Source organism: Alteromonas ulvae, assembly GCF_048987005.1.
Classification (GTDB): Bacteria; Pseudomonadota; Gammaproteobacteria; order Enterobacterales; family Alteromonadaceae; genus Alteromonas.
Window position 1 is genome coordinate 3,352,200 of sequence record NZ_CP185261.1, and the last position, 25,910, is coordinate 3,378,109.

General features: G+C 43.0%; 21 protein-coding genes and 3 pseudogenes. 4 read left to right on the forward strand and 20 right to left on the reverse strand.

The features are described 5' to 3' along the window. Positions 1-201 precede the first annotated feature (201 nt). Positions 202-978 carry a SapC family protein gene (locus ACOJR9_RS14595; RefSeq protein ID WP_420933656.1) on the reverse strand — a complete coding sequence of 259 codons (777 nt, stop codon included), beginning with the start codon at positions 976-978 and terminating at the stop codon, positions 202-204. 579 nt (positions 979-1,557) lie between these two features. Here ACOJR9_RS14595 and ACOJR9_RS14600 point away from each other — a divergent pair. Then, a pseudogene (locus ACOJR9_RS14600) lies at positions 1,558-1,835 on the forward strand (transposase); the annotation flags it as partial. A 43-nt stretch (positions 1,836-1,878) separates the two neighbouring features. On the opposite strand, the gene ACOJR9_RS14605 reads toward ACOJR9_RS14600, so the two are convergent. From ACOJR9_RS14605 to ACOJR9_RS14625, 5 genes are all read right to left on the reverse strand, one after another. Then, entirely contained in the window at positions 1,879-2,055 is a 177-nt protein-coding gene (locus ACOJR9_RS14605) for a hypothetical protein (protein WP_420933657.1), read from the reverse strand. A 32-nt stretch (positions 2,056-2,087) separates the two neighbouring features. Then, entirely contained in the window at positions 2,088-4,070 is a 1,983-nt protein-coding gene (locus ACOJR9_RS14610) for an ATP-binding protein (protein ID WP_420933658.1), read from the reverse strand. 52 nt (positions 4,071-4,122) lie between these two features. Then, entirely contained in the window at positions 4,123-5,088 is a 966-nt protein-coding gene (locus tag ACOJR9_RS14615) for a nucleotidyl transferase AbiEii/AbiGii toxin family protein (protein ID WP_420933659.1), read from the reverse strand. After that, entirely contained in the window at positions 5,069-5,473 is a 405-nt protein-coding gene (locus ACOJR9_RS14620; RefSeq protein WP_071979919.1) for a DUF6088 family protein, read from the reverse strand. Before ACOJR9_RS14620 ends, ACOJR9_RS14615 begins: the two co-directional genes overlap by 20 nt. Before the next feature lie 153 nt (positions 5,474-5,626). Next, positions 5,627-5,803 carry a tyrosine-type recombinase/integrase gene (locus tag ACOJR9_RS14625; RefSeq protein ID WP_420933660.1) on the reverse strand — a complete coding sequence of 59 codons (177 nt, stop codon included), beginning with the start codon at positions 5,801-5,803 and terminating at the stop codon, positions 5,627-5,629. 184 nt (positions 5,804-5,987) lie between these two features. On the opposite strand from ACOJR9_RS14625, the pseudogene ACOJR9_RS14630 reads away from it, so the two are divergent. Continuing rightward, positions 5,988-6,113 (forward strand): annotated as a pseudogene (locus ACOJR9_RS14630) (ISAs1 family transposase); the annotation flags it as partial. Between the two features lie 406 nt (positions 6,114-6,519). Here ACOJR9_RS14630 and ACOJR9_RS14635 read toward each other — a convergent pair. The 3 genes from ACOJR9_RS14635 to ACOJR9_RS14645 form a co-directional block, all read right to left on the reverse strand. Beyond that, positions 6,520-6,852, reverse strand: coding sequence for a hypothetical protein (locus ACOJR9_RS14635; RefSeq protein ID WP_420933661.1), 333 nt, complete (start codon positions 6,850-6,852; stop codon positions 6,520-6,522). After that, a complete protein-coding gene (locus ACOJR9_RS14640; RefSeq protein ID WP_420933662.1) occupies positions 6,849-7,280 on the reverse strand; it encodes a hypothetical protein in 432 nt (143 codons plus the stop codon). The genes ACOJR9_RS14635 and ACOJR9_RS14640 overlap by 4 nt, the downstream gene beginning before the upstream one ends. A 106-nt stretch (positions 7,281-7,386) precedes the next feature. Further along, on the reverse strand, positions 7,387-7,773 hold the full coding sequence (locus ACOJR9_RS14645; RefSeq protein WP_420933663.1) for a hypothetical protein: 387 nt from the start codon (positions 7,771-7,773) through the stop codon (positions 7,387-7,389). Here ACOJR9_RS14645 and ACOJR9_RS14650 point away from each other — a divergent pair. Beyond that, a pseudogene (locus tag ACOJR9_RS14650) lies at positions 7,759-8,789 on the forward strand (IS3 family transposase); the annotation flags it as partial. The gene ACOJR9_RS14645 and the pseudogene ACOJR9_RS14650 overlap by 15 nt on opposite strands. A 321-nt stretch (positions 8,790-9,110) precedes the next feature. On the opposite strand, the gene ACOJR9_RS14655 reads toward ACOJR9_RS14650, so the two are convergent. From ACOJR9_RS14655 to ACOJR9_RS14700, 10 genes are all read right to left on the reverse strand, one after another. Next, entirely contained in the window at positions 9,111-9,350 is a 240-nt protein-coding gene (locus tag ACOJR9_RS14655) for a hypothetical protein (protein WP_420933664.1), read from the reverse strand. A 443-nt stretch (positions 9,351-9,793) separates the two neighbouring features. Continuing rightward, entirely contained in the window at positions 9,794-10,117 is a 324-nt protein-coding gene (locus ACOJR9_RS14660) for a hypothetical protein (RefSeq protein WP_420933665.1), read from the reverse strand. 379 nt (positions 10,118-10,496) lie between these two features. Further along, positions 10,497-11,951, reverse strand: coding sequence for an IS66 family transposase (gene tnpC / locus ACOJR9_RS14665; protein WP_420936072.1), 1,455 nt, complete (start codon positions 11,949-11,951; stop codon positions 10,497-10,499). Between the two features lie 143 nt (positions 11,952-12,094). After that, the gene (gene tnpB, locus ACOJR9_RS14670; RefSeq protein ID WP_420933666.1) at positions 12,095-12,445 is read right to left on the reverse strand and encodes an IS66 family insertion sequence element accessory protein TnpB; all 351 of its coding nucleotides are present in this window, start codon (positions 12,443-12,445) and stop codon (positions 12,095-12,097) included. Next, positions 12,442-12,759 (reverse strand): IS66 family insertion sequence element accessory protein TnpA, encoded by a 318-nt coding sequence (gene tnpA, locus ACOJR9_RS14675; protein WP_420933667.1) that lies wholly within the window; start codon positions 12,757-12,759, stop codon positions 12,442-12,444. Before tnpA ends, tnpB begins: the two co-directional genes overlap by 4 nt. Before the next feature lie 60 nt (positions 12,760-12,819). Next, a complete protein-coding gene (locus tag ACOJR9_RS14680) occupies positions 12,820-14,283 on the reverse strand; it encodes an RHS repeat domain-containing protein (protein WP_420933668.1) in 1,464 nt (487 codons plus the stop codon). 714 nt (positions 14,284-14,997) lie between these two features. After that, the gene (locus ACOJR9_RS14685; RefSeq protein WP_420933669.1) at positions 14,998-15,753 is read right to left on the reverse strand and encodes an ankyrin repeat domain-containing protein; all 756 of its coding nucleotides are present in this window, start codon (positions 15,751-15,753) and stop codon (positions 14,998-15,000) included. Positions 15,754-15,824: 71 nt separating this feature from the next. Then, positions 15,825-22,019, reverse strand: a complete 6,195-nt coding sequence (locus ACOJR9_RS14690; RefSeq protein WP_420933670.1) for a toxin TcdB middle/N-terminal domain-containing protein — start codon at positions 22,017-22,019, stop codon at positions 15,825-15,827. A 107-nt stretch (positions 22,020-22,126) separates the two neighbouring features. Beyond that, positions 22,127-22,366, reverse strand: coding sequence for a SpvB/TcaC N-terminal domain-containing protein (locus ACOJR9_RS14695; RefSeq protein ID WP_420933671.1), 240 nt, complete (start codon positions 22,364-22,366; stop codon positions 22,127-22,129). A 23-nt stretch (positions 22,367-22,389) separates the two neighbouring features. Next, positions 22,390-22,710, reverse strand: a complete 321-nt coding sequence (locus ACOJR9_RS14700; RefSeq protein ID WP_420933672.1) for a hypothetical protein — start codon at positions 22,708-22,710, stop codon at positions 22,390-22,392. Positions 22,711-23,137: 427 nt separating this feature from the next. On the opposite strand from ACOJR9_RS14700, the gene ACOJR9_RS14705 reads away from it, so the two are divergent. Further along, positions 23,138-24,424 (forward strand): dipeptidase, encoded by a 1,287-nt coding sequence (locus ACOJR9_RS14705; RefSeq protein WP_420933673.1) that lies wholly within the window; start codon positions 23,138-23,140, stop codon positions 24,422-24,424. Positions 24,425-24,731: 307 nt separating this feature from the next. Here ACOJR9_RS14705 and ACOJR9_RS14710 read toward each other — a convergent pair whose 3' ends face one another. Further along, positions 24,732-25,790 carry an alpha/beta hydrolase gene (locus ACOJR9_RS14710; protein ID WP_420936148.1) on the reverse strand — a complete coding sequence of 353 codons (1,059 nt, stop codon included), beginning with the start codon at positions 25,788-25,790 and terminating at the stop codon, positions 24,732-24,734. Positions 25,791-25,910: the final 120 nt, after the last annotated feature.

Sequence of the window (25,910 nt, forward strand, 5' to 3'; positions counted from 1 at the left end):
ATATACAGTACTAGGAGGAAGTGTATGATTAGGCGTGTAAAAAAAAGAAAAATAATAGAAAAAGAAATCGAGCTGAGAAAAATTAATCGATGAACTGCATTAAACTAGATGGTTAGCAGATAGATTTCGTTGCGATATAAAAAACCCCGTAAAACGGGGCTTAAAAATATTCCTAGACCGTGTAGCCTACTGTTGCATCACTTATTCGCTTGGCGCTTCTTCGCTTGCTTGTTGCTCTTCAGGTTGTACTACTGAAAGTTGCATGTTGCGAATTGGGTTCTCTGTCCCGTTAGAAAGCTCAACCAATCGGTTTAGCTGACCTACAGACATCATTACTGCATAGATTGCACCTAAAAAGCCTGCTTTGTGCAATTCAAGCACTTGCTCGTCGGGAAGCTCAAGTAACTTTTTCTCATTGATACTCAACATACCAGTGACGTTGCGTTGCTTACCATCTTGGTAAGTCAGGCGAATTTGGATTTGATCAAGAAGGTCTAGCTCAACGACTTTAGCTACGAAGCGCTGTGTTAGCATTTCACTGTTAGCGAGGTCTGCTAAGAAATTCTGACGGCCTTCAAGAAACTCGCTTGGCTCTCCAGCTTCAGTGAACAGGGGTTGACCTTCACCAGTTGACACTAGGTCGCTGTTTTCATCCATAAAAACACCAAGCTTGTCACCGTCAGGACGCACATCAAACGGATAGCGAAGAATGTTCATTGGAACATGAGGACCTTTCCATGTGTCGCCTGTAAGGAACAAGTTTTGACCTTGCTCCATGCCTAACATTGTTACTACGTGGTGACGCTTTGATGTTGGATCTTCAATGAACACGAGAGGCATCGACGCCGCAAGTTGCGCAAACTCACGGATCGTTGCCGCAGCAAGGTGAGTATTCTTTGCGAAGCTGAAAGATGAATTTACCGCAACCTTCAGGTCTTTATGCTTTTCTTTATCTAGCGGTACAAAATTGATAGCCATATTTATTTCTCATACTTGTTAACGGTGACCCCTGCTATTGTTGTGATAACTGCGGAGCCACAAAAAATGTAGTTTTGCCGTGCAGATGATATGTCGTCATCACCCACCGGACGAGCGCTAAGGCGCGCTGACCTTTCTTTACAGATTTTGGTCTAAATGGTTTCGATTTAGTTCACTAGACCGTCAACCATTAGCCTTGTCTAAACGGCATGCCGCTCGCTGTAAAAATGCAAAGCAAAGGTCAACACACCCTAGGGATTTTCCCGAAAATAACGCAACGGAGTATCCCGTATTCGCACAGTGAAGTCACGCAAGCTCAACAATAACAAGTTTTAAATTTTTATTGCAATGTAAACTTGAGGTAAACATGCTCGACCGCTTTAAAAATGAGCAATTGAGATAAAAACCTAGCCCAAAGATCGTAAAAGAACAAAAGGGTGTTGTTCTTTGTTTTAAAAATAAACAGCGGCATAGCAACAAGATATAATGGTTTCGCCAAAAATCAACATACCACCGAGAACGGACGTTGCTATGCCACGAACTTTGTTATCAGGCAATGCATGAGAAAAGTTAAAACAAATACTCAAATCGAGTGGGCTGTCTACAAAAAATATGAGCATAGAAATACACTGAAAGGCATTCTATACCGCATGAGAACAGGCATACCTTGGCGAGATTCACCAAATGAGTTTGGTGATTGGAGTACCGTTTTTCGGCGTTTTAATCTGTGGTCAAAGAAAGGCGTGCTAGACAAGCTATTTGAAAGCTTGGCTGTAGATGGTGATGCAGAATGGCTATTTATCGATGACAGCATAGTCAAGGCACATCAAGACAGTAGCGGTACGGCCAGCGATGATGAACATAATTTCATAGACAAATGAGTCGCAACTAAACTCTGAATCAATCTATACTTACTTTACTAACTTCATCAAGATCAAGAGTACCTTCGAGTGAATCTCCGGGACTTGGTAAGGTGGCATACTCTTCTAAAGCAATAAACAATAACAAAATCACTACTACTAAAAGTGTGGGAACCGAAGCATGAAAAATTGATTTAAAGTTATTTTTTTCAGTCACTGTCTATATAACCAATCAAGTTTAGGAGAATTTTAATAATTTTTGCTGTGCAAACTTTCCAATAACTTTGAGGCGCTATAATCAGAAAGGCTAGCTTTCTTGGTCTCTAAGGTACTAAGCAAGAAATCGTTCGATAGCTCGAACTCTTCGCATATCGTTTCCCACGTTTTAACATAGGATTTAATTTTACCCGCCGTTACCAAGCCGGGATCTTGCTTGTCTCTGCATGTTTCGAGTCTTGCCTTGATTGACGTGTCGCTTCCAGAAATTTTTCTGCCAACCAAGATTAAGTCGATTCTTGTATTGTCGCCATTAAACTCTGGGTTTTTTGCCAATATTGAAGCGTACCTATCAAGCTGACTTAGGTGCTTGTAATTCAAAGCTATGCCGGGGCGCTTTATCTCTATGACAACGCAATGGAAATACTTTGTGCCATCATAATCAGTTTTTGGAATACGCCCAGCAAGGAAAAGATCAACCTGACCTCTTACACCGTCAATATGAGATATATCTTCAACATCGTCTTCTTCAATGTCATCAATACCCTTAATTTCATTACGCATTTTTTTAGTAATGGAAATAAAGTCGTCTTCTTCTGCGCCAATCGTTTCGTACTGTGGCCCAAACAGCCATGTATTATTTTCTATTACGATCTGCATATCAGGTGTTTCTAATACGTTTTGATAATGATTTCTCATTATCTCCCTGATCATGCTCACAGCGTGTTCCCTCCTATGAAGGACATCAATTGTACTTATAATGTGTTCAAGCTTTGATCTCTGCATCTGTTCAGAGAACAGCTTCATTTTCTCCGGTTCCAATTCCAACACACTTTCTAAGACTTCAAAAAGATCTTCATTATGGTCAGATACTGTTATTTTATCCAGTAGTCTAATGATAATTTTTCGCTGTTTTTTGTTGGACTTCTTAAATAAAGCGGGTTCGCTAATATATATTTGACGAACAAGTGCTAGTGTATTTTCAAGCCTCCATTTAGCATAACTCGGGTCTTGGTGTGAGTAGGTTGGAAAAGCCCCCTCATCCTTAAACTTTTCTATTTCGTCATCTACGAACCGACGTAAGTAATCGTCATAAATTTCTTTTGAGTAACCATTGAGAATTTCTAACAGCTTTTTGTATGTTCGAGAAGATGTTGTGCGGATTTCAGCCACAAACATATCCGGCTTTTGCTCAGTAAAACCATCAGCCCATTCAGACTGTGCATATGCGCTCAGCCAAAACAGGCTCTTTTTGTTATAACTACTATATTGCTTGTAAACAGTACGGCCTGCACTATTCAAAAGATAGTAATGTGACTGCTCAGATGACGGTTTGTCATGCCACCTTAAGAAGGTAAGTTTGAACGGGGTTTCCTCAATAACTAAATCGACTTCTTTGAAATCATGAGCAGGTATAGATACTTTGTGCTGACCGTTATTGAAAAAGATCTCACGTTCTTTATTTAATGCTAGATACCAGCCAAACTCGATGGAAAACCTGTGGAGTAAATCATCAATTTCCGGAAGGTTTTCAGTGAAGTTTTTGAGCTCAACACAAGTGCCCTTTCCATACTGTTGAATACATTTAAGTTGTTCACTATCGGGCAGGTTTTCTCCACTATAATCCTTTACGTTAGCACTGTTAATTGAAATACAGGCGTCTTTGCCCCCAAACCGCGTGTACCATGATGCAACTTGGCATAATCTGTGAAAAGACAGACGTCCCCTTCCGTGGCTACCGTGCAGACTCGCGCCCTTCTTCAATGACTCATTAAACCTATCGAAATTATCTGACAAGTTGTGGAAATCAATACCATCACCATTGTCTATAACATGAATGAGTTCTAACCCATCCATATTGTTACTTTCGATGTTAATGTCAATCCGAGACGCTTTTGCATCAAGACCATTCCAAACCAATTCGAACAAAGCCTGCCATGGCTCATAGTTCTTAAAATGCTTCTTTATTCCTTGATCGGTAATATTCGCTGTACCTTTAAAAGCTGAGCGAGGCATCTGAATTTCCTTATACTTTTATATTTTTCAAAATCTTACTATCATTCTCAGGCTAACTGTTTTGCCGAACATAATCTAATACTTCATTTGCCAACTTAGTAAAAACCGCAAATGCATCGTCCCAATGCACTGGGTTTTCTGCGTATACCATTGGACTTACGTAGTTGTTGTACCTTTCTTTAAATTTGGGTTCTTCATTCAATAGTTTTAACCCGAACCGCAATTCGTCAATGGGCGTCTCAACCATTTGCGGGTGTTGATTACCAAATCGCTCAATATCTAAAGTAATGGCAGTTATGACCATTCTTCCTAGCGACTCAATGTCAGATGGTTGAGCCTGTTGGATGTGGTATGTATCGTAGATATGTCTAATTAAGGTTTCGTCATCATCACGTTCGCAATTTCTGGCAACACTTGCCGTTCTCCGAGTCATTGAAATCAACTTTTCGGCTTGTGTTTCTGAAATGGCTGCACACGCCATTTCTTCAAGTTCGATGTCAGATTTAAGTGTTTCTGCGTATATTGACTGGACAGTTTTTGATTCTGGCTCTTCTAATAGCTTCGATTCGATGAATTCAAGTTTTATAAACGGACGTAGACATGGTGCCTGCTGGTGCTCCTGAGGATAGCGGATGTTAAAGCTGAAATAGCGGTACTGGTCTTTTACCGTAACTTCCCCGTCAATCGAAAAAGTATCATTGTCATCAATCAATCTCTCAATGCACTGTTTAATCGCCTTACGCGCCTTTTTCTTAGCACCACCTGAAGTAAGGCCGCTGAATACCTCGTTCGGGACCAATTTAATATCAATATCTTCAGACATGCGATAGGTTTTGATTGCTGACTTCGCAAGTGCTGTTCCTCCTGTGAACACCATCTGATAATGTTCTGGATTGTGCTCCGAGATGAGTTTTAGTAGTTGGACAACATAGTAGTCTTTTTCGATAATTGCCGGGTTGCCTAGCCCTATGGCGTCGGCAACATCGACAAATAGCGAGCTATCGAGCTTCGTTGACACGCTGTTTACCTACGGTAATTTTACGGGTAAAGCGTGGATCGGTTGGAACAATTTTAACACTGGCTGGAATTTGCGTGCTCTGGCCTGAAAAGTTCATGTTCGACAAATCATCGAACTTGTAGTCTACATCTAACCTTTCCATAGCTTCTATTAGCACACCATCAGCACCCGCAGCATTATCCGGCATCAATTTACCTGTAATGCGATTGACTCTGGCACGTGCATAAAGCCCGTAACCTATCTTCATCAACAAGCCTTCACGAGCAAGGTTTCTAAGCCCACGACCTACTTGGTCATAGTCGGCTATATCTTTAAAATCAGAGCGCAGAAAAACAGAACGCTTAGAGCGCTTCACTCTTGTCTTTATTCTGTCTTGTATCGTCATCTGACACCCCCTAAGCATATTGACTATATAGTAGGCAAAAATACGACATTAATCAAATGCAAAAATACGACATACTTCGACATCAAAAACACGACACAGAATCACGCTGTATTCATTACTTTTCATGAAGTTATGACACTAAAAGATGAACGTCTACTCCCCTGAGATAGCAGACGGGTGAAACTGGCTATACGCACGATTTAGTTCAGTCTTCACTATGTGCGTGTATACCTGTGTGGTAGAAAGATCAGCATGGCCGAGATACTCCTGAATCTGGCGTAAGTTCGCGCCATTCTCTAACAGGTGTGTCGCCGCAGAGTGCCGGAACACATTGCAGGCAGCGTTGACGTCAAAGCCAGCCTTGAGCAGGGGGGTTATGGTGGGTGTCCTATTTAATTCACAACCCTCGATTATTGAATGCAAAACCAGCCGGAGCGGGTTTGGTTTCAAATTATAGAGGATTTCCGATTAGTTTGTACGACGTTAAGTTAAGATGGGTGTCCAAGTAACTCTCCTTAATATGCTCCGAGCAGAGCCTTCTCAGTTAAGTATCCCCAGAAAACAAAAACGGGCGCTAATAAAAACTGACTACCTTGAGGCAGTATTGAAGGCTGGATTAACAAAAATGTTCGAAAACTAAACACTCATGCGGTTGCCCTGCATCACCAGATAGACCAAACGCTATTCGCAAGAAAATTTTCTTTCAATGCGAAGATCACCTCGATTGCGATGTTGATGTGATTGAAAAGCTTGCGCTAGTCAAAAACCGTTTTCAAAATCTAGACGAAAATGACCTTGTTGATGGCGAAACATTTTTTAATCAATTGGAGTCTGAATAGATTTGACACCAAGCTGATTTTCAGTAATTTACAATCTTCGCCCCTCTTGGCACCAAACCAAAGGAAGCGAAGCGCCAACTTCAAAAGTTAAACGCCAGATAAAAGAAAACCAGCTCCCGCTGGCTTTCGTTTGCTTGGCTTAGGTTGCTCCCAAGTTGAAGGGGCAGTGTAACTTAAAGTTAATTAAACTGTTTCCTTGGTGTTTTCTTATTTATTATCCACAACCACAATATCTGCAACTTTTAAATAAACCAATACAGCTCCCTTTCTTCCTGCATTTTCATATTGAAACTCAATTTCTTGCTCTTTGCTTATTAACTTCGAAACTTGAGAGCAATCAACATTCCACAATTTTGAAGTAAAGTTTACTGGAGATTCAAACTCCTTACTTACTACTTGTATGTTTAATACGTTACTTGACCTCCAAATATCTTCACAAGATATGTCGGTCACTTTCCCTGTAGCAAGATGGTACTTCCTACCTTCTCCACAAGAGATAATAAAACAAACAAATAAAGCTATAGTAATTAATCGAATCAATTTCCTGAAACCTCCCTTTGTGCAGCATTAACACTATATGCTGATAAGTATGCGTTTGCAGCACTAGAGGCACTAATCGTTTGGTTAACACTTAATGCTCTAAACATATTAGTTGTAGCACCAGCTCCAGTTAAAGCTCCCGGAACGTTTACGCCAATAGCTGCAGCTTGTCTTGCAGTTTCTGCATCCATGCCAGCTCCCATGAAAGCTTTTTCAGTACCTCGTTGTACCGGATCATATCCAGTTGTTTGCTCCAGCATATCACTAGCTCCTACTGTTGCAGCAGTGGCAGCTAAAACACATCCTGCCCCAGCCGTAAATGCACAAGTTCCCGCACCAGCTATAGCGACAGTATTGGCAGCAGTTCTAGCAGGGTCTTCAGCTAAAGAACTCACTGTATTAGATATACCGTCACCAATATCGCTCATTACTCCTTCTATTGAACTTCTAAGTTGAGCCGCTCCATCAGCAATACTTCTAAACCATTTAGTTAATGGGGCATCAGGCGACTCAAACTTGGGGTGGTTGGCGTCATTATACGCTTTTCATGAAGGCTGCGGTTATTGCACCATTAGCAAACTTACCACCTGTAACCTGACTAACCGTACCACCGACGACAGCAGCGGCAACAACTCTTGCGCCCGTATCCTTGAAGGCTGAATCAATCTTGCCTCCTGCCATACTTGATACGCCTGCGGCAGCAAAACCATGTCCAAACTTACCACCAGAAAGGACACTACTTATTCCGCCTGCCATCCCTCGAATAAGTCCTTTTCCGAGTATATTCTGTATCCCGTTATTGGCAATTAACTCACCAGCACCGTAGAAAAGCGCCCCACTAAATGCTCCAACTAATGCCCCCTTTAGCGAGCCAGTTGCAACGTAACCAGATAATGCCCCACCTGCAATGATGATGGGCAAGCATTTAGGGGCAACGGTAAATTAACACCAGAGCAAGAAGAGATCCGTCGACTTAAAGCGCAGGTCAAACAGCTTGAAATGGAAAAGCGCATATTAAAGGAAGCGACGGTCTTTTTCGCCAAGGAAACGAAATAAAATATCGTTTCATCGCGCAACGTAAAAAGACCTATCCAGTCGATTTAATGTGTCGACTGTTGGGCGTGAATAGAAATGGCTTCTACCGGTATGTGAAGAAGCAGGAATGGCCGCAGACGCAGAAGGATAACGAAAAAGCTGAGATGCTCGAATGGATTGAAGCCATAGATGTTGCGAGTGAGCATACATACGGTAGCCGCAGAATGCAGCGAGCATTGAACTGTTTAGGTTATCCAGTAGGCCGACAGCAAACGCGGCAGTTAATGAAAGAAGCCAACGTAAAGGTTCGATACAAGAAGAAGTATAAAATCACCACCAATAGTGATCACGACAAGCCCGTATTCGACAATGTACTCAACCGTGAGTTTGACGTTAACGCACCGGACCAAGCGTATGTTTGCGATATTACCTACGTCTGGACACGTGAAGGTTGGTTGTATTTAGCCGTGGTTATTGATCTGTTCTCGCGGAAGGTTGTGGGCTGGAGTATGGGTTCACGAATGAAGGCCAAGCTTGTTTGCGATGCACTGACAATGGCGATTTGGCAACGTCGCCCGAAGCCAGGATTGATTGTTCATTCTGACAGAGGAAGTCAGTATGCAAGTGACCAGTATCGTCGATTATTGAAAGGCCATGGTTTTATTGGCAGCATGAGTCGAAAAGGCGACTGTTGGGATAATGCCGTGGTAGAGAGTTTCTTCGGTACACTGAAACAAGAACGTGTGCATTGGAAGTCATATCAAACCCGTCTCGAAGCACAGCAAGATATCTTGCAGTACATCGCGATGTTTTATAATCCGATGCGGTTACATTCATACTTAGGATATATGAGTCCGAATCAGTATGAAGTGGCAGCATTGAAACAGAAGAAAGTAGCTTAACTGGGTTGGTCAATTTTGGTTGACCACGTCACGCTATTCGCTAGAAAATTATCTTTCGATGCGAAGATCACCTCGATTCCGATATCGATGAGATTGAAAAACTTGCGTTAGTCAAAAACCGTTTTCAAAATCTAGACGAAAATGACCTTGTTGATGGCGAAACATTTTTTAATCAATTGGACTCTGAAGAGATGTAGCAGCGCCTGCCAGCTTTGGCACCAACCCAAAGGAAGCGAAGCACGAAGCGCTAAACGCCAGATAAAAGAAAACCAGCGGATGCTTGCTTTCGTTTGCTTGGCTTAGGTTGCTCCCAAATTTAACTTAATTGGAAGCTGTCTCTGAACCATCCTCTACCTCAAATTTTTTAAGCTCTAGACCCCATATAATGAGTTTAATGGTTCGATATAACGCATCTTTTACTTCAACATCTTCTTCTGGATCATGGCTATCAAAAAACTCTAAATACGTGACCATTTCGAACTCATTGTCAAAAGTTACTTCTTCTTTTTCTCGTATATATTTCACCGTTATTGGATAAACAGGCAACTTATTTACCACCATTTCCAGCCTCCTTGATATGGTCTATGTTTACGAACTTGATTTCCTGTTTTTCCCGCATGGAAATGCCAAACATTTTTATTGTGTCCAACAAGCTTTGGAATTGGGTGGTTGTCGATTCCAAAGCTTCGCTTTCCATTTCTCAACCAAGTAAATCCATACCCTCCAGCATTTTTATATCTCATAAACTTAAAAGAATACCCCATTGCTTTGCCAAAATCCCCATTCTGGAATCAAAAACGCCTAAAAGCTATTTCCACACTCCTTCGGATAGAGCACGGCTTATGCAAGTTGTGCTTGAAATGAAATTTGGTGAGATGGCTCAGTAACACTACAAGATTTCTCTGAGCGTCCATCGCAGAGACGGCCTTCTTTGAATGCAAAACCCGCCGGAGCGGGTTTGGTTTCAAAAATGACTGTCCAAATTAGTTTGTAGTTTGGGGAGGTTAAACTAATCTTAGGTAAAAGCTTTTTACCTCATAGTCTAAATTTCTAAAAATAACGATCTCAATTAAATATTCTGCATCGTTCCCTTCGTTTAGGATCAAATCATAACTCCGCCTTGATAAAATTTTATCTAATGCAGATGTGGTGTTCAGAACACCACTAACTTTGATTTTTTTTTCCTGTGTTAAATATCTTAAAGGTCTTGTGTAAAAATCATCATGACTAAAAGCTTCTTTTACTTTCTCCTTTAGTTTCTGCTTATCTTCTAAAACCTTATTAACCTTGTTAAATTCAACAGGTTCATTCAACGGAAGATTTAGCAATAAAAAAACTCCTACCAAACAAACAAAAAACAAAATTTTGTATATCAATTTCACTATCTGTATGCCTCAATCAAGTTTCTCATCTGCGGACTTGTTATTGCGTTTGATTTATTCAAAGAATAACTCATCAGGGCACCGGTATTATTAAACTGATGGTTTAATCCTATTGCGTGACCAAGCTCATGAGCAGGGGTTAAGCTGCCAATATTAGTACCAAATCCAAGTCCATCATGTAATCTAATTCTATTAGATGGCCCAAACCACAGAAACGATTTCACCCTTTGCGAGTCGCCATTTCTACCACCTACACTTCCACTGGCCTTAAAGTTTTTGTAGCTCACTTCGATGTCAGACAATAGTAAGCGTCCGGTGATCCCACCTAGCGGTTAGCAAACTGCCATGGTAGCAGTTGCTCGATATTAGCGTCGTGATTGCTGAGTTCGCCAAGGCAAGTCATGACATACTCGAACACATTGAGGTCGTTAGCTTTTGCGGTTTCAATGATGCTATAAAGCACCGCACTGGCGTTTGCACCTGTGGCGGTTTGGCTAAACAGCCAGTTTTTTCTTCCTATGACGAACGGTTTAATCGCGCGCTCAGCGCGATTATTGTCGATATTCAGTAATCCATCGAGTGTGTAACGTACAAGCTTTTCCCATTGGTTCAAGCAGTATTGTATCGCTTCACCTAATTTGGTTTTCGGTAACACTTGTTGAACTGATTTCTCTAACCATGTATGGAACTGAGTTAGCAGCGGCAGGCTTTTTTCTTGTCTGGTGAGGTAGCGCACTTCCACTGTTTTATCTTTTAGCTGGGTCTCTATGCGGTAGAGTTTTTGGATGTGATTGAGTGCCCAATCCGCTTTGCCGCTGCCTTTTTTACCTGCGCCTTTCTTCGCTTCCATAAACTTACGGCGTGCATGAGCCCAGCAGCCCACTAATGTGGCCTGTGTCTGCTCGTAACCCTGATAACCATCCACTTGCAGATAGCCGTTGTAGCCAGCAAGGAAGTCCACTGCACATTGCCCAGCCCGACTATTGTGGTAGTCGTACAAGACGATGTTTGGGATAACCGAGTCCGGTATCTTGCCTGCTGGCGAATCCGCACCGGTGGCATACAGCCACATGTAACTGGTCGCTTTGTCAGCATCGACAACCTTTAGTGTGGTTTCATCCGCCTGGATAACCGGTTGTTGTAGCAGATGCTGATGAAGCTGGTCGTAGAGGGGCTTAAATAATTCAGCACAGCGGATTATCCAGTCCGCCATGGTTTTGCGGCTGAGTTCGATACCGTGCTGTTTGAACATCGCCTCTTGACGATAAAGGGGTAACCCATACTGATATTTGCTGGTGATGATTTGGCTTAACAAGCTTGGCGTGGCATAACCTTTTGGGATAACACTGTGAGGCACAGGCGCTTGCTTTACCTTATTGCTAATTCCGTCTTTGTCACAGGTACGGCACGCATACTTCGGGCGAACATGCTCAATCACTTTCACCTGCGCAGGAATGAACTGAAGTTTCTCTGACTTATCTTCACCGATACAGTGCAAGTCGCTTGCACAGCAGTCACACGTTTTCTCTTCCTCAGGGATATCGTGAACGATAACCTCGCGGGGTAAATCTTGAGGAAGCGGTTTACGCTTGGGTTTATTGCGCGTATAGCTAATCGCTTCCTGTTCGGGCGCTTCCACCTCCGCAACCAGCTCTTCCGCCTCATTAAACAATTCCCCCTGTCCAGGGTGGCCCTCGGTACTTTTACCGAACTGTTTATGCTGGGCAATACGGAACTGCTCTTCCAAGTATTGATAACGCGACATAACCTGCGACAACATCTTTTTCAGTGTTGCTGGGTCGTCAGGTAAGTTTTCGATATCGATATCAATATTCATGATGTTATTATCATGCAATAACCTACTGATTACCCGACATTATTAAGACTATTTCGTGATCAATAATCGCTGGTTATGATCACAGGTTATAAGCCGGACGCGGTGTAATGTAAGGGCTGATGACCTATCACGTCAAAGCCGGATAGCAACCACTGCAACTGTTGTTCACTGAGATGCATGTGTGGTAACTCAGCATCATTCGGCCATTTAAAGCGATGCTTCTCCAACCGTTTATACCACAGCGCGAAGCCGGTTTTATCCCAGTAGAGGATTTTGAGTTTATCGCGCTTTTTATTGCAGAAGACAAACAGTGCATCTTGGAACGGACTGAGCTGCATTTGTTGCTCAACCACCACAATCAGCCCGTTAATGGACTTGCGGAAATCGACAATGTCCATGTACAGATAGATATCAGCAGGCTCGACGAACATCTTCATTCGTTAAGCGCCTTCATCAACGCCGCTAACCAATGAGGTTCTACAGCAATGGGTAAACTGAGTCGACCCGCGCCATACTCCAGCGTTATCTGTTCGGCCTCGGCACATTCCCGGGGTTCAACCATCGTGACTTCGCGTTTCACCTGAACAAATTTGCTTTGCCGGTGTTGTAAGCGAATATCACTGCGCCTGGCATAAAAGGTTTGGATATTGATATGGTGTTGCCGGCAGAATTCGACAGCCGAGAGACCACTCTGTTGATGCTGTTTGAATAGTTGTCGCCATTCATGCTGGCTGCGTTGAGGTTGTCGCATGACATACTCCTACTAAAAGGGATATCATGCCGCAGCTAATTTGCTAGTTGAATGTGGGGATCACCGGACGGATACAGACAATAAGCTCCAATTTGTAACCTCTATTGTTAAATCCAAAGTGAGTCCATCAACAGTTTGATTTATGCTTTCGAAAGATTTTGCAAGCCCAGAGCATGCTTCCGAAGAAACGTTAGTGCAATAAATCTTTAATGTTCCCGACAAGGTTTTTCCATCTTCAGAGATTGTTAAACCTAATCTGTCGTCAGCATCAACGATGTCACTTACATTCTTAGGTTCACTTCCATTACTGGAGTCAGCAGATTGCGCATAACTGGATCTTGCTTCCCCTAGTGCCCTCGCAAATGCTGCTCCAAACGCACCATTAGCGAATTTTCCACCTGTCAACTTGGAAACAGTACCACCAACAACCGCGCTAGCAACAATCTTCCCGGTCACACTGCTTAGTCCACTAATTCTGCCTCCCGCAAGCGCACCGATACCGGCTGACCAGAACCCATGACCGAACTTACCACCCATAGCTTTACTTGCTAGTCCACCTACAACACCATTAGTTATAAAGCCACTAAGTGAGTTCGCAGGACCTGCCATACCTGCCGAAAACGCTCCTACTAACGCCCCTTTCAAACTTCCTGTTGAGATGTAACCCGACAGTGCTCCCAATACCATTACGTTTACACCCGGTATAAACATTACTGCTATAGAAGCTATCTGTCGCCAATACTTCTTAATACCTTTAAACAACGACTTGAAGAAATATCCACTGGGATCGGTATAACTCAACGGGTTGTTCAGTACATAAGAATAACGGTTATAAGATTGCGAATTAGAAGGAGCTTGAATAAACGGATCTGCCTGCAAGAACCTACCCAAAATTGGATCGTAGATCCGACCGTTCATATGGATGATGCCTAGGCCATCCATCATTTTATGGCCAGTATAACCTCGGTCTGTCGGCTGCATGTAACTGGCATTTGCAAATACCGATGCTTGGTGAATTTGCGTACGCTTTCCAAACGGGTCAAAAAATGCCTGCTGTACCACAGTACCATTAACGTTCGTTACCGTGGCAATAGAGCCCTGATGGTCTTTATGTAAATAGGAATACTCTTTTGTTCCGTTACTGCGGTGTGAAATAACGATGTCTCCCGCTACATAGTACTTATGCTCAGTTAATGAACCGCTACCACCAGTCCTTTTCACTTCTTCGTAATTACCAAGATAAATAGTTTGATACTCGTTCGTTTTTCCTTCTTCGACACGTTTCTCTTTTTTAAAGTAAAGTTCTCGATTGATACCATATTTCATATCGGCATATAAGGCGCCTTTTGTAATTCGAGTTGGTTTGTCATAAGTGCCGTAGTGGAATGCGCGTCCAGTGCCGTCACTACGGATATTACCGTTATTGTCGTAGGCGAACGAACCAAAACCTGTAGCTGAGGTAAGGCGATGTACGCGGTTTGCGTCACTATAGTTATAGGTACTAACACCATTTTTCTTTTTCAAATTACCGAAGCCGTCATATTGACAGTTATGGTGGGTGTCCTATTTAATTACTTGCAAATCACGCAGCTGCGCCCATCAGATCGCGGCTATAATCCAAATAACCGTAATTAGCATATGCACATTGCAGTGACTTTGGAGCAAGTAACGAATGACTTTGGACCACCAATATAATTTCGTTGGACCAGTCTAGTAATTATTCTGGACCAGATGAATTTTAAGGTGGGTGTCTATGTAAATTTATGTCGATGAGATTGAAAAGCTTGCGCTAGTCAAAAAGCGTTATCAAGATCTAGACGACAATGACCTTGTTGATGGCGAAACATTCTTTAATCAATTGGACTATGAATAGATATAGCTGCGACTGCCAGCTTTGGCACCAACCCAAAGGAAGCGAAGCACGAAGCGCTAAACGCCAGATAAAAGAAAACCAGCTCACGCTGGCTTCGCTACGCGTGAACATACCGACTCAATACGCTAACAAACGCAAGGCGATGGAGTTGCTGCGCCTTCAACTGTTGAAAACAAAAACGTAGCGGCAGCCAAACACCATGAACTGCTCAGCCCCGCCAGATATGCCAATCCCGCCGGAGCGGGTTTGGTTTCAAAGGGAGGCGTGTATTCTATTTAGTTTATTGCGTGCCCGTCCATAGCATGAAGGGTTATCCCCAAATGTCGATGCCCACCTTGTGTTCCGAATATCTCGACTGGCACAATCTATAATTTTACGCCTTTTTCTTCTAACCATTTAATTACTCTATCTAAACTGGCTTTTTGCGTAGCTCCTTCAGAAAATCTGTTTTGAACGGCTTTAATTCTAGAGATTAAATCTCGGCCAGTATCATCTGTTGTCTCATACTGCGCACCAGCCTCAAGAAGTATGAGGACAATATCATATCTAACAATATCTGCCGCAGCTAATACCGGAGTAATACCACCCATAGACATACCGAACACCATTTCATTTCCAGTTTTTGCATCAATATCAGCGCCCGCGTCCAACAACAACTTTAGAGCTGCTAGATTTTCTCCATTATCTACACTTATAGTATTGAAGATTGGAGTCTTTTGAGGATGCCCTGCGTATAGGTTTGGATCTCCATTATTTGCCAATGCTACTTCTAAAAACCGAGTATCCTTTAATCTACTTGCCCAGTGAATGATTGAGCTACTTGCAAAAGTAATATTAGGGTCGGCTCCTGATTCTAGAAGTTTCTTAAATCCTGCTAAATTTTCACGTCTCAATGCCCAAAATAAAGGAGTTACTCCCTGATTTCCTCTCGAATTTACATCGACGCCCTGATCAATCAATGATTGAATTCCAGAGATATTACCTTTACCGGCATACTTCGCTAATTCTCTAATCTTTGTGTCCACAAACATGCTGTCTAAAGGCATAGAGATAATTAACTCATTACTTTTCTTTTGATCAAACGATTTTTCTCTTGAATCTGTATTTTGCAATGGCTCCATGGATTGACACCCCAATGATAAACTCATCATGGTCACTAGAGTTATTAGTTTAAAGGCTAGTCTAAACACAATTAACATCCTACTCTCTGACAAACTCCGCCCATAGGATGCCAACCAGCAGGCCCAAGAGCTACTTGCTCACCGTATGTTTTTACAGGAGTGATAGAATTCAACATCTGCAATCCATCAAATGAACTTTGGAAGTGAGTAATTGAACCCGGAGCAGGTGTCAGACCACCAACTGTTCGGGAATTAACACCAGCAGCATTAAAAACGGTAGCTCGTCCTCCAGTTACAATTGCAGAAGCGGACGCGAGGCCTCCTCCTAGTGAGTGGCCTACAAATTGAACATTACCATTTGTAGCTGCATGAACAGCTTGAGCTTGTACCATCGCCTGTGTGTACTGTGCGCTTTCCAACCCAAATGCTTGTCTAATGTTTGCAATCCAGTCTGAAGCCCCATTTGTACCTGCGAATGCTAAAACGCTGTGACCTGTATCTTGATTAACATAAAGTGCTGATTGAAGTCCTGAATCAGGGTCCACGAATAAATCTCCGCTCATTTCATATCCATCAATCGCATTACCTTGAGGATCGTAGACATCATTCGCGAGCTTAGCATATGTAACCTCTTGCTCGGTCGGTTTCCTCGCTTCAGGAGTACCAACGTGAATAGCAGCCATGAATGCAGCACTAACTGCTCCATTAGCAAATTTACCACCTGTTAGTTTCGAGATAGTCCCGCCAACAACAGCTGCTGTTACAACTTTACCGAAGCTCTTTCCATAGCCGCCACCTATTGCCGAACCTAGGCCAGCAGACCAGAATCCGTGACCAAATTTGCCTCCTTGAACCTTGCTCGCAATACCACCCGCTATGCCATTCGCGAAGAAAGCCCCTAGCCCTTGTCCAGCGGCCGCACCTATCCCGCCAGTAAATGCACCTACTAGAGCACCAGTTAGTATATTGCCGCCGTTTAGTGCTGCACCAGTTGCTCCTGCCGCACCTCCAATAGCCGCCCACATTGCAGCGGTGCAAGTTCCAGCACAGTAATAGGAAGCTACTGCGACAATTATAACACTTGCAAATTTCTTAATTCCTTTCCAAAGCTTACTAAAGAAATACCCACTCGGATCGGTATAACTCAACGGATTATTCAAAACATAAGAATACCGGTTATATGACTGAGAATTTGATGGAGCCTGAATATGCGGATCTGCCTGTAGGAATCGACCCAGTGTTGGATCGTAGATCCGACCGTTCATATGGATGATGCCTAGGCCATCCATCATTTTATGGCCAGTATAACCTCGGTCTGTCGGCTGCATGTAACTGGCATTTGCAAATACCGATGCTTGGTGAATTTGCGTACGCTTTCCAAACGGGTCAAAAAATGCCTGCTGTACCACAGTACCATTAACGTTCGTTACCGTGGTAATAGAGCCCTGATGGTCTTTATGTAAATAGGAATACTCTTTTGTTCCGTTACTGCGGTGCGAAATAACGATGTCTCCCGCTACATAGTACTTATGCTCAGTTAATGAACCGCTACCACCAGTCTTTTTCACTTCTTCGTAATTACCAAGATAAATAGTTTGATACTCGTTCGTTTTTCCTTCTTCGACACGTTTCTCTTTTTTAAAGTAAAGTTCTCGATTGATACCATACTTCATATCGGCATATAAGGCGCCTTTTGTAATTCGAGTTGGTTTGTCATAAGTGCCGTAGTGGAATGCGCGTCCAGTGCCGTCACTACGGATATTACCGTTATTGTCGTAGGCGAACGAACCAAAACCTGTAGCTGAGGTAAGGCGATGTACGCGGTTTGCATCACTATAGTTATAAGTACTAACACCATTTTTCTTTTTCAAATTACCGAAGCCGTCATATTGATAATCGATGCTATCATCAAACATTGAGGGCATGTTACTCCCCCAATCGGCCACACTCACTGAGCGGTAATCGAGGCGGTTCAGGTCATCGTAACTGTAAGTCTCAGTAAACTTCGTGCCCACACCTGGGTTAGAACCATACTCCGTTGTTCGCGTATCAACGTTACCCATTTCATCATGCGATACTTGCGAATAAAAAATGTCTGAAGTCGCTCTCTTCACAAGAATGCTGGTTTGCCACCCCGTGTCCCCTCGATAATCGAAATACGACCGAACATTATTTCCATACCGTACTTCTCGTGCTTGGCGACGTCGGTCGAATTCCACGATTTGCTTAAGTAGTGCACCCGTTTGCTTATTCGTGATTTTGTATAAGTCGCCGGTAGACGAATAGTGCATTTGTACTGACAAACGGAGCCCTTGGCTATCCGCTGGATAAGTCAGTGTGTCTGCCCGGCTGAACTCATCGTAGCTTGTATTTTGGAAATAAGTATTTCCGCCAACATAAGTTTGGGTTTCGTTAGGACGCCCCTTGCTGTCATAGCCATAATGCTTTCGTAGGGTCGCACTGGTGGCTGGCGTCGCGCCACATGCCTGGTCTTTGGCATTATATTTAGCTGTTGCAAACAACTTCCCAGCTTTTTTTTCATTTCTATTGGCGCTGGTATTTGTCGCATAATGCCAGCAAAGTGTCCCTTCATTCACCTCATAACTTCGAACTTTGCGACCAAGCTTGTCATAATTGAATGTAAAGGTGTGTCCACGTCCGGTTTTTTGCGTAAACAATTCGCCAAATGCGTTGTAGGTGTATTCCCATATCCCCTTTTCTGGGTCGACCATCTTGGTTTTTCGTCCATAGGCATCATACCAATTCTGAATCTTACTGCTTTTACCGTCAGCTTCCGTTAGTGTTTCTTTCAGATTGCCGTAAGCGTCATACGTAAACGTCACCACTCCACCCAGTGGATCAATGGTTTTTGTAGTTCGACCAAAGCCATCAGCGTATTTTAAATATGTATTACCCCGCTCATCCACAGTAGATTGCTCTAAACCATTTACGTAGTAAGAAACCACTTCTCCGTTTGGACGAGTAACCTGCTCAACTTGGCCTATTGCATTGTATAAATAAGTTGTGCGGTAACTACTGGATGTCGGCTCGGTCACATAATCAACTCGCCCCTGTTCATCATAATAGGTAAAAACCTTATCCCAATCGTCTGCAGCACTTCGTACGTATTTAGCGACTTCTCTGCCCCATTTATCGAAGTAAACTCTGACTGCCGGCTTACCAGACTCAACTTGTGCTTCGTAATAATGCGAGCCGGGCACACAGTTTAAACACCAACTGCGAGTAATCGTAGTCACTCGGCTATCTGGATGCTCAATTTTATTGACTTGGCCAAATACATCATAAAAGGTTTTAGTTTGCTGCGAATTAACCGAGTATAGCGTTGAGTTCTTTATTAAACCCGATACCGCATTTCCATAAACCCCGTTGTATTGATACGTAACGTAGTTCCCCATGGCATCATGCTGGCGGTGCACAAATCGCCCGTTGCCTTGATACTCAGTTTTCGAAGTGCGTGTTTGTGCATTGCCCGTGTTTGAGGAATAGCCCTCAACTGATACCTCGGTTTTATTCCCGTAAGTATCATAAATGTACGTAGTAGTTGTTCTATATTTGGCGTCATCTGGTGAAACGATTGCCTGATGAAGATAATTAGTGCTGTTGTACGTGAATTTACTGTTTCGCGTAATTTTGTCGACACCATTAACGGTTTTTTCAACCTTTGTGGTTTCCAACCTCCCCCAACGTCTATCTTTATAGGTATTGACTGAATACGTTTTTTGATAATCGCCGTATGTATCGCTGAAGTTGTTACTGTCTTTGTCGATTACGGTCACGCTGATACTGTCAACATTACCCCACGTGTCTTGTATTGTTCTTGTGTTAGTCTGACTAACAAATTGCGAATTGCTACCGTCGTAAGTGTAGCCCTTCTCAAAGGAGTCATAGACATATGCATAATAGCCACCCTGCGCAGTTTTGACGGCTTTTAGGTTGTTTTTCGCCCAAGATAGCAATTGAGCGTCCTTAAATTGCGCCGTAACTCTAGGGATGCCAGTCATAACGAAATTCGTATTGCCATGGTACTGATGATTATAGGTTTCCGTTATTACACCTGTTTGCTGGTCAATAGTTTTCAGCACTTCAAAACCTAGACTGCCGCGGCCTTTGCGATGCAGCAACAGCCCTCCGTACTGATATTTGACCGCTAAATCGCTATTATTCGTTACGGCGGTGCGTACTTCAGACACCAGCTTTCCTCCTGCTATAGGAGAAAATACGTTGGTATGTGTGTTATATGAAGAATCTTGCCGAAAATATAGCGCAGTGTCAGTCATGGGGGCATATTGAATGTTTGTCTCAACACCAAAGCCGTTTGTAATTTTGTTAACCGTATATTCGTATTGGTAAGGACGAACAGAGTAACGCCTCCAGTCGCCAGAAGACCCAATGTATAGGTCGAGATTACCATCACCGTTGCCATCACCAAATCGTATTGTATTATTTGCCCCAAAATTTCGAGTCCTTACATAGGTAAAATCCACTTTGCTTGGGGATGCGGAGAGACTACTTATATAAATATGCCAGGAAGAATTACTGGTGGCATACAGCATGTCTGCCTTGCCGTCGTAATTTACATCAACAAAGTGAGAGAAGTTTGCACTATCAATGTCATATGGCTGTGACAATAACTGCTCGCTACCAAACATTTTTCCATTTGATAAACGATATCGCCATTTATTAGCGTAGGAGTAAACCATATCTGTTAAGCCATCTCCATTTAAGTCGGCATAACGGATGTCTTTGTAGGATGCACTTAATGTTTGAACTTTGCTAAAATACGGGTCATTAGCGCTGTTGGTTTTTGAAATAAATACCTGTCGATTAGACGTTGTATTTTCTCGCCACGTGCCAAATAAATCTCTTTCGCACTCGCCACTTGTTTGGGCTGGTAGACGGTTTCCACTAGAGTTGACACAGTACCCGTCAGTGGATGTCACTTGTAAAATCACATCTGACAAGCCGTCACCATTGATGTCGATAGCACTGGCTGACTTAATGGTAGCGCGATACATTTGAGCGTTGCCAAATATTGCATCGCCACTCAGTTCTGAGCTAAACGTGTATAGATGATTGTCGGTAAAAGACTTATTTCCCGTATTGATATAAGCACGAACCTCATGATTTTTTCGATAAACGATATCCTCAAATCCGTCCCCATTCACGTCCATCACTGCTGCACCACCATCGAACCCCCACGCTCGAAGAAAACTCCCTGTCGAACTTTTGATATACCCTTGCCTTAGGGAGCGATTAACAAAATGCGCAGGACATTCATTCGAACCTTCACATAGGCTAGGTGCTGACTGCGTGTTTTCGTAATACACGACATACCAGTTTTTATCTTGACCATCAGCAACCAATAAATCTCGTACGCCATCACCATTAAAATCAATATTAAGGGCATATTGACGCTGGGAATTACTGTCACCGATATTGGTTAGCGTGGTAGTTGAAGCAGAGGTCGCTGACTTTACGCGCCAATATCCACTCTTAACAAATAATAAGTCAGACTTACCATCGCCCGTTAAGTCAAATACCTGTGCCTCATGACGATTATCAGCATCACCCGTAATGTAAGTATTAATATTGCCGTAATCCACAGCTGTTGACGTATTGGGAAGTGTCCAATTAAAGAGCGTAGACTCAAGGCAATCGGCCTCGGCAGAAGACAAAGTGGGACATTCGCGCACAGAGCTGAGTACTCTGCGCTGATTTTCATCATAATTTAATATATATGCTCGATAATCTAAGTCGTCCACTTTGGATACAATGCTAGTTAGTACCCTCCTAGACATCGAGTAACCACCATTGTTGTAACCGGCAGCATAATAGTTCTTTGATGAATAGTTAAAATTGATTGATGCAAAAGGAGGCAGTTGTTGTCCGAGATGCCCTGAATATTCCACCTTACTGATAAACGCCGTGCCGTACTCTTTTATATAGGTAAATCTTATATAGTTTCCTTTCCTATCTCGAATAGCCTTTAGCATCCAAGTATTGGCACGAGAGGTAGGCGCGCCCTCTGCGGTAACAAATCCGTCAGTGCCAAAAATAACATTTCCCATAGTCGTATCATCGCGGATATCGCCATAATAGAGCAGTTCTCCGGATTTTTTCCATACAACAAACCACCTCGGACCGTTTACGCTATTTCCTCCCATTGCTTTTGCATGACTAAAATCGTCACTCTCTAGATAGTAATTTGTATCTGGCGCTCCGTAAGTACCGCTTTTAACTTTCATTTTTTGTCCGTCAAGACAAAAACGGTCGTTACTATCGATATTCACGCCCTCTATTCTACCGTCTTGAGCGAGGTTTTTCGCACACCGAGTTATAGCAGAAAGCCCTGCTATGCTATGCTCCAACCTACGCCCAAGGGCCCTTCAAACTGTCTTGAAGATGAATAAGTCAGCGCCATATGCGGCTGAACGCCTGCTCTACCCTGAGGGGCGGAAATCGGGATCGTGTACGTTGCAGAGCCACTTTCATCGACTCGAAATTCACCAGGAGTCAGACCAACGACTTCTGCATAGCAAACAGAAGGCAGAACTGCCAATAATAGGGCAATAAGTGAACGTGAAATTTTCATTGAAACTTCCCTATTCTAAGATTTTAATTAAATGAGGCTATAACATCCGTTGCGCAATCGATGTACGGCAATTCAACTGTTAACGTGTTAACACTGTTATACAACGTAAAGTTTGTGTCATAAACAACGTCATTTTCAGAGAGAATCTGAACAAGAAGTTCAGCGTACCGTTCATTTTTTAAATCATATTCAATGAAGGCCGTTACGTGGCCGCTGATGGGGCATTCTTCGGAATCTTGGTTGTTTGACAAAGAGAGGGAGAGTACTTCAGGCTCTAGGGTGTCCGCCGCACAAATTGGGGTAAGTAACAGAGACAAATATAGCGTTACTGCTTGAATTTTCATTTATTACACATCCATGTCAACAAGTTTGGGTTGTTCGGAGTACATGTCATACGCCCGACTTTTATCAAGTTTTAACTCACAAAGTGAACAAAAAGCAATCACTTTATTGCTTGTCACAAAAAATTCACATTTCTTAGAAACACAAGAGAAGCATTAATCACTTAGAAAGTGAATCGTCATCATTGGGGTACTAGAGAATGTGGAAAGCAGCCCCAAAAAAGGCGGTGAAAAGCGGAATAAGCGATTTAGAAAATGTGACGACAGGCAACACAAAAGCAGTCGTTGTAGCTCACCGAAATATGCATTAGGCTCATAGTGCCTGCCTAACCTCTGGTTTAGAAGGTTTGGTTAAAAACTCCTATGCTGGAGCTCTGATGTAAGAGCTCTGACTCACAAGTAATGACAATAATAAATAAGGAATGAATCAATGAAGGGGCGTCTTCCAACAACACACTTTTTAAAGAATAAATGTGCACTGGCTATCACCGCATTTTTTACCGCCAGTGTATTTTCTGCTGGCGCATTCGCTTTTGGAGCATTGTATCAAGAACAGGTAAAAGGAAATGGCTCTGCGGTTTCTAAATCATATCGCGCTTCGGGAAAAGCGGTTAACATTGCCAAGGAAACCATCATTGTCGATGGCCATATTGATGTTCCCTATCGGGTAAAAAATCAGTGGGTTGATGTGACTAAAGCCACAGACGATGGTGACTTTGATTACCCTCGGGCGGTAAAAGGAGGATTGAACGCTCCCTTTATGAGTATTTATGTTCCAGCCAGTTTGGATAACTCTCCCGAATCAACCCAACTGGCACATTTACTTATCGACTCAGTAGAGGCCATAGTGGCCAGAGCGCCCGATAAGTTTGCCATTGCCAAAAGCCCAAGCGACGTAAAAGCACATTTTGAAAAAGGCATCATTTCACTTCCACTTGGAATGGAAAATGGCTCACCGATTCAGGGTAATTTAGACAACCTGAAGGATTTTTACGAACGCGGCATTCGCTATATCACTCTCGCTCACAGCCAGTCTAATCATATTTCCGACTCTTCGTATGACCTGCGTCGACAGTGGAAAGGGCTGAGCCCATTTGGGAAGCAGCTGGTTGGCGAAATGAACAATATTGGCATAATGCTGGATATTTCTCATGTGTCTGATGATGCATTCTATCAGGTAGTTGAGCTTACTCACGTTCCCGTCATTGCATCCCACTCTTCCCTGCGCCGTTTTACCCCGGGGTTTGAGCGCAACATGAATGATGACATGATTAAAAAGCTGGGCGACAATGGTGGCGTGATCATGATTAACTTTGGCTCAAGCTTTGTTTCTAAAGAAGCGGGTCAATGGCGCACTGGACTCACTAATGCGCGACAAGCGCAAATAAAAGCAGAAGGCGAAGACAGTCCTAAGCTCGAAGATTTTGAAACACAGTATCGCAAAGAAGTACCTTATCCATACTCTACCCTTGACGAAGTATTGGACCATATTGATCACGTGGTTAACTTAATTGGCATTGAACACGTGGGTATTGGCTCAGACTATGACGGCGTTGGCGACTCACTACCTATAGGCCTTAAGGACGTGTCGAGCTTTCCAAACTTAGTGCAAGGCTTGCTGGACCGAGACTACAGCAGAGCCGATATTGAGAAGGTTTTGAGTGGCAATTTACTCCGTGTTTGGCAAGAAGTAGAAGACTATGCAAAAACACACTAAAACACGTTTATTAAAGACTGCTGCTCTAGTGAGTATCTATTACTCACCGAGCCTCAGGTAATCTGAAATATTGAAAAATGAGCGTTTTCTAATTAAAAAAACGCCCATTTTTTTTTTTGCTTACTGTTTATTGCCACTGCCTATTGAATCATAGTGTCGTCAGCTTGCAATCCACATCTCAGCTTAAAACGTCTTCGTTGCTTGTGCTTCACTGGCTTATGATTCACGGGCTACTTCTTCAATTACGCCTGCCACTGACGTTTAACGTCACGGTTAAACCGAGTATGCCTTACTTAAACCTGCCTAACTAAAACTGGGCCAAGTAATCTACTAACATCAGTTTCATGGTGGGAAACAACGGATTCGCTTTTGGAATAGCACACTCTTCCTGTTGATTAACCATATTTGCATTAAAGTCCATTGTGGCAAGTAGCGCAGCGTTGACAACTAAGTCGGCATGACAAAGCTTGTAAGATTCATCAATCACGAAAAAGGTGTTGGTACCTTTACTCTGCGCTATCAGATTTTCAACCCCGTAAATTGGCGTTGTTGAATCCGCCTGAGAGTGGGCAGCAAATACAGGAATATCTATGTGCTTCTGTGCGCCAGAGCTGTTTTTATAAGAGCCGGTTTTTTCAAGATCACTGCCATCAGAACTAACTTCAGTGCCGTTGGAAGCATCCAGCACGTCGCGAATATCATTAATGATATCCATTAGCTCCAAGCCAGCAAAACCAGCCACATTAGGGTACTTATATGGATTGGGACCATGAGTTTCATAAGTACCATCAACAATTTTGGCAAGCAGTTTTATACCCCAAATTCGAGACATACCTTCTGCGTTATCAGACAACGCTAACGCCCCCGAAAACAGCATGAGTCCATCAATATTGTTTTCCTTGGTAAGATAGTTATCGACGGCTAACGCCCCACCCGTGGAAAATCCGCCGACCACAAGGGTGTCACCCATAGTGCCCGCTAATGAAATGACATCGTCTACGTGGGCTTGCCAGCGCTCTGCGAGATCCCAGTCCGACATATCGTCATCGGCTTCTCGTAAGCCGTGACCCGGTAATAGCGGCACCACAACTGAAAAGCCTTCATCAAACAATACTTGTGCTATTGCACGCATGAAAAAGGGCGAGTCGCTTAAACCGTGCACTAACACTGCAACCCGTTCGCTATTTTTATTGTGCAAAATAAAAGGCGCATTTCCCTCGTTTCGCAAAACGTTGCTGCAAACGCCAAACTTATTTAACGCCGTTTCGCGGCACGTTTGTGTCTGTCCCCACTCGCTCTCGTAAAATCCTTTAAAGCGCTCATTGGCCTCATTAGCCACAGCTAACATCGACATTAACGACAGCATAAGTGCAGTAAGTAGTTTAAAACCTAATTTTGACGACACCTTAAATCTCCACGGAAAAACTCAAAAAACGGCGGTTAACAAATGACAATAAAAAAGCGGAGCCATGTTATCACGGCCCCG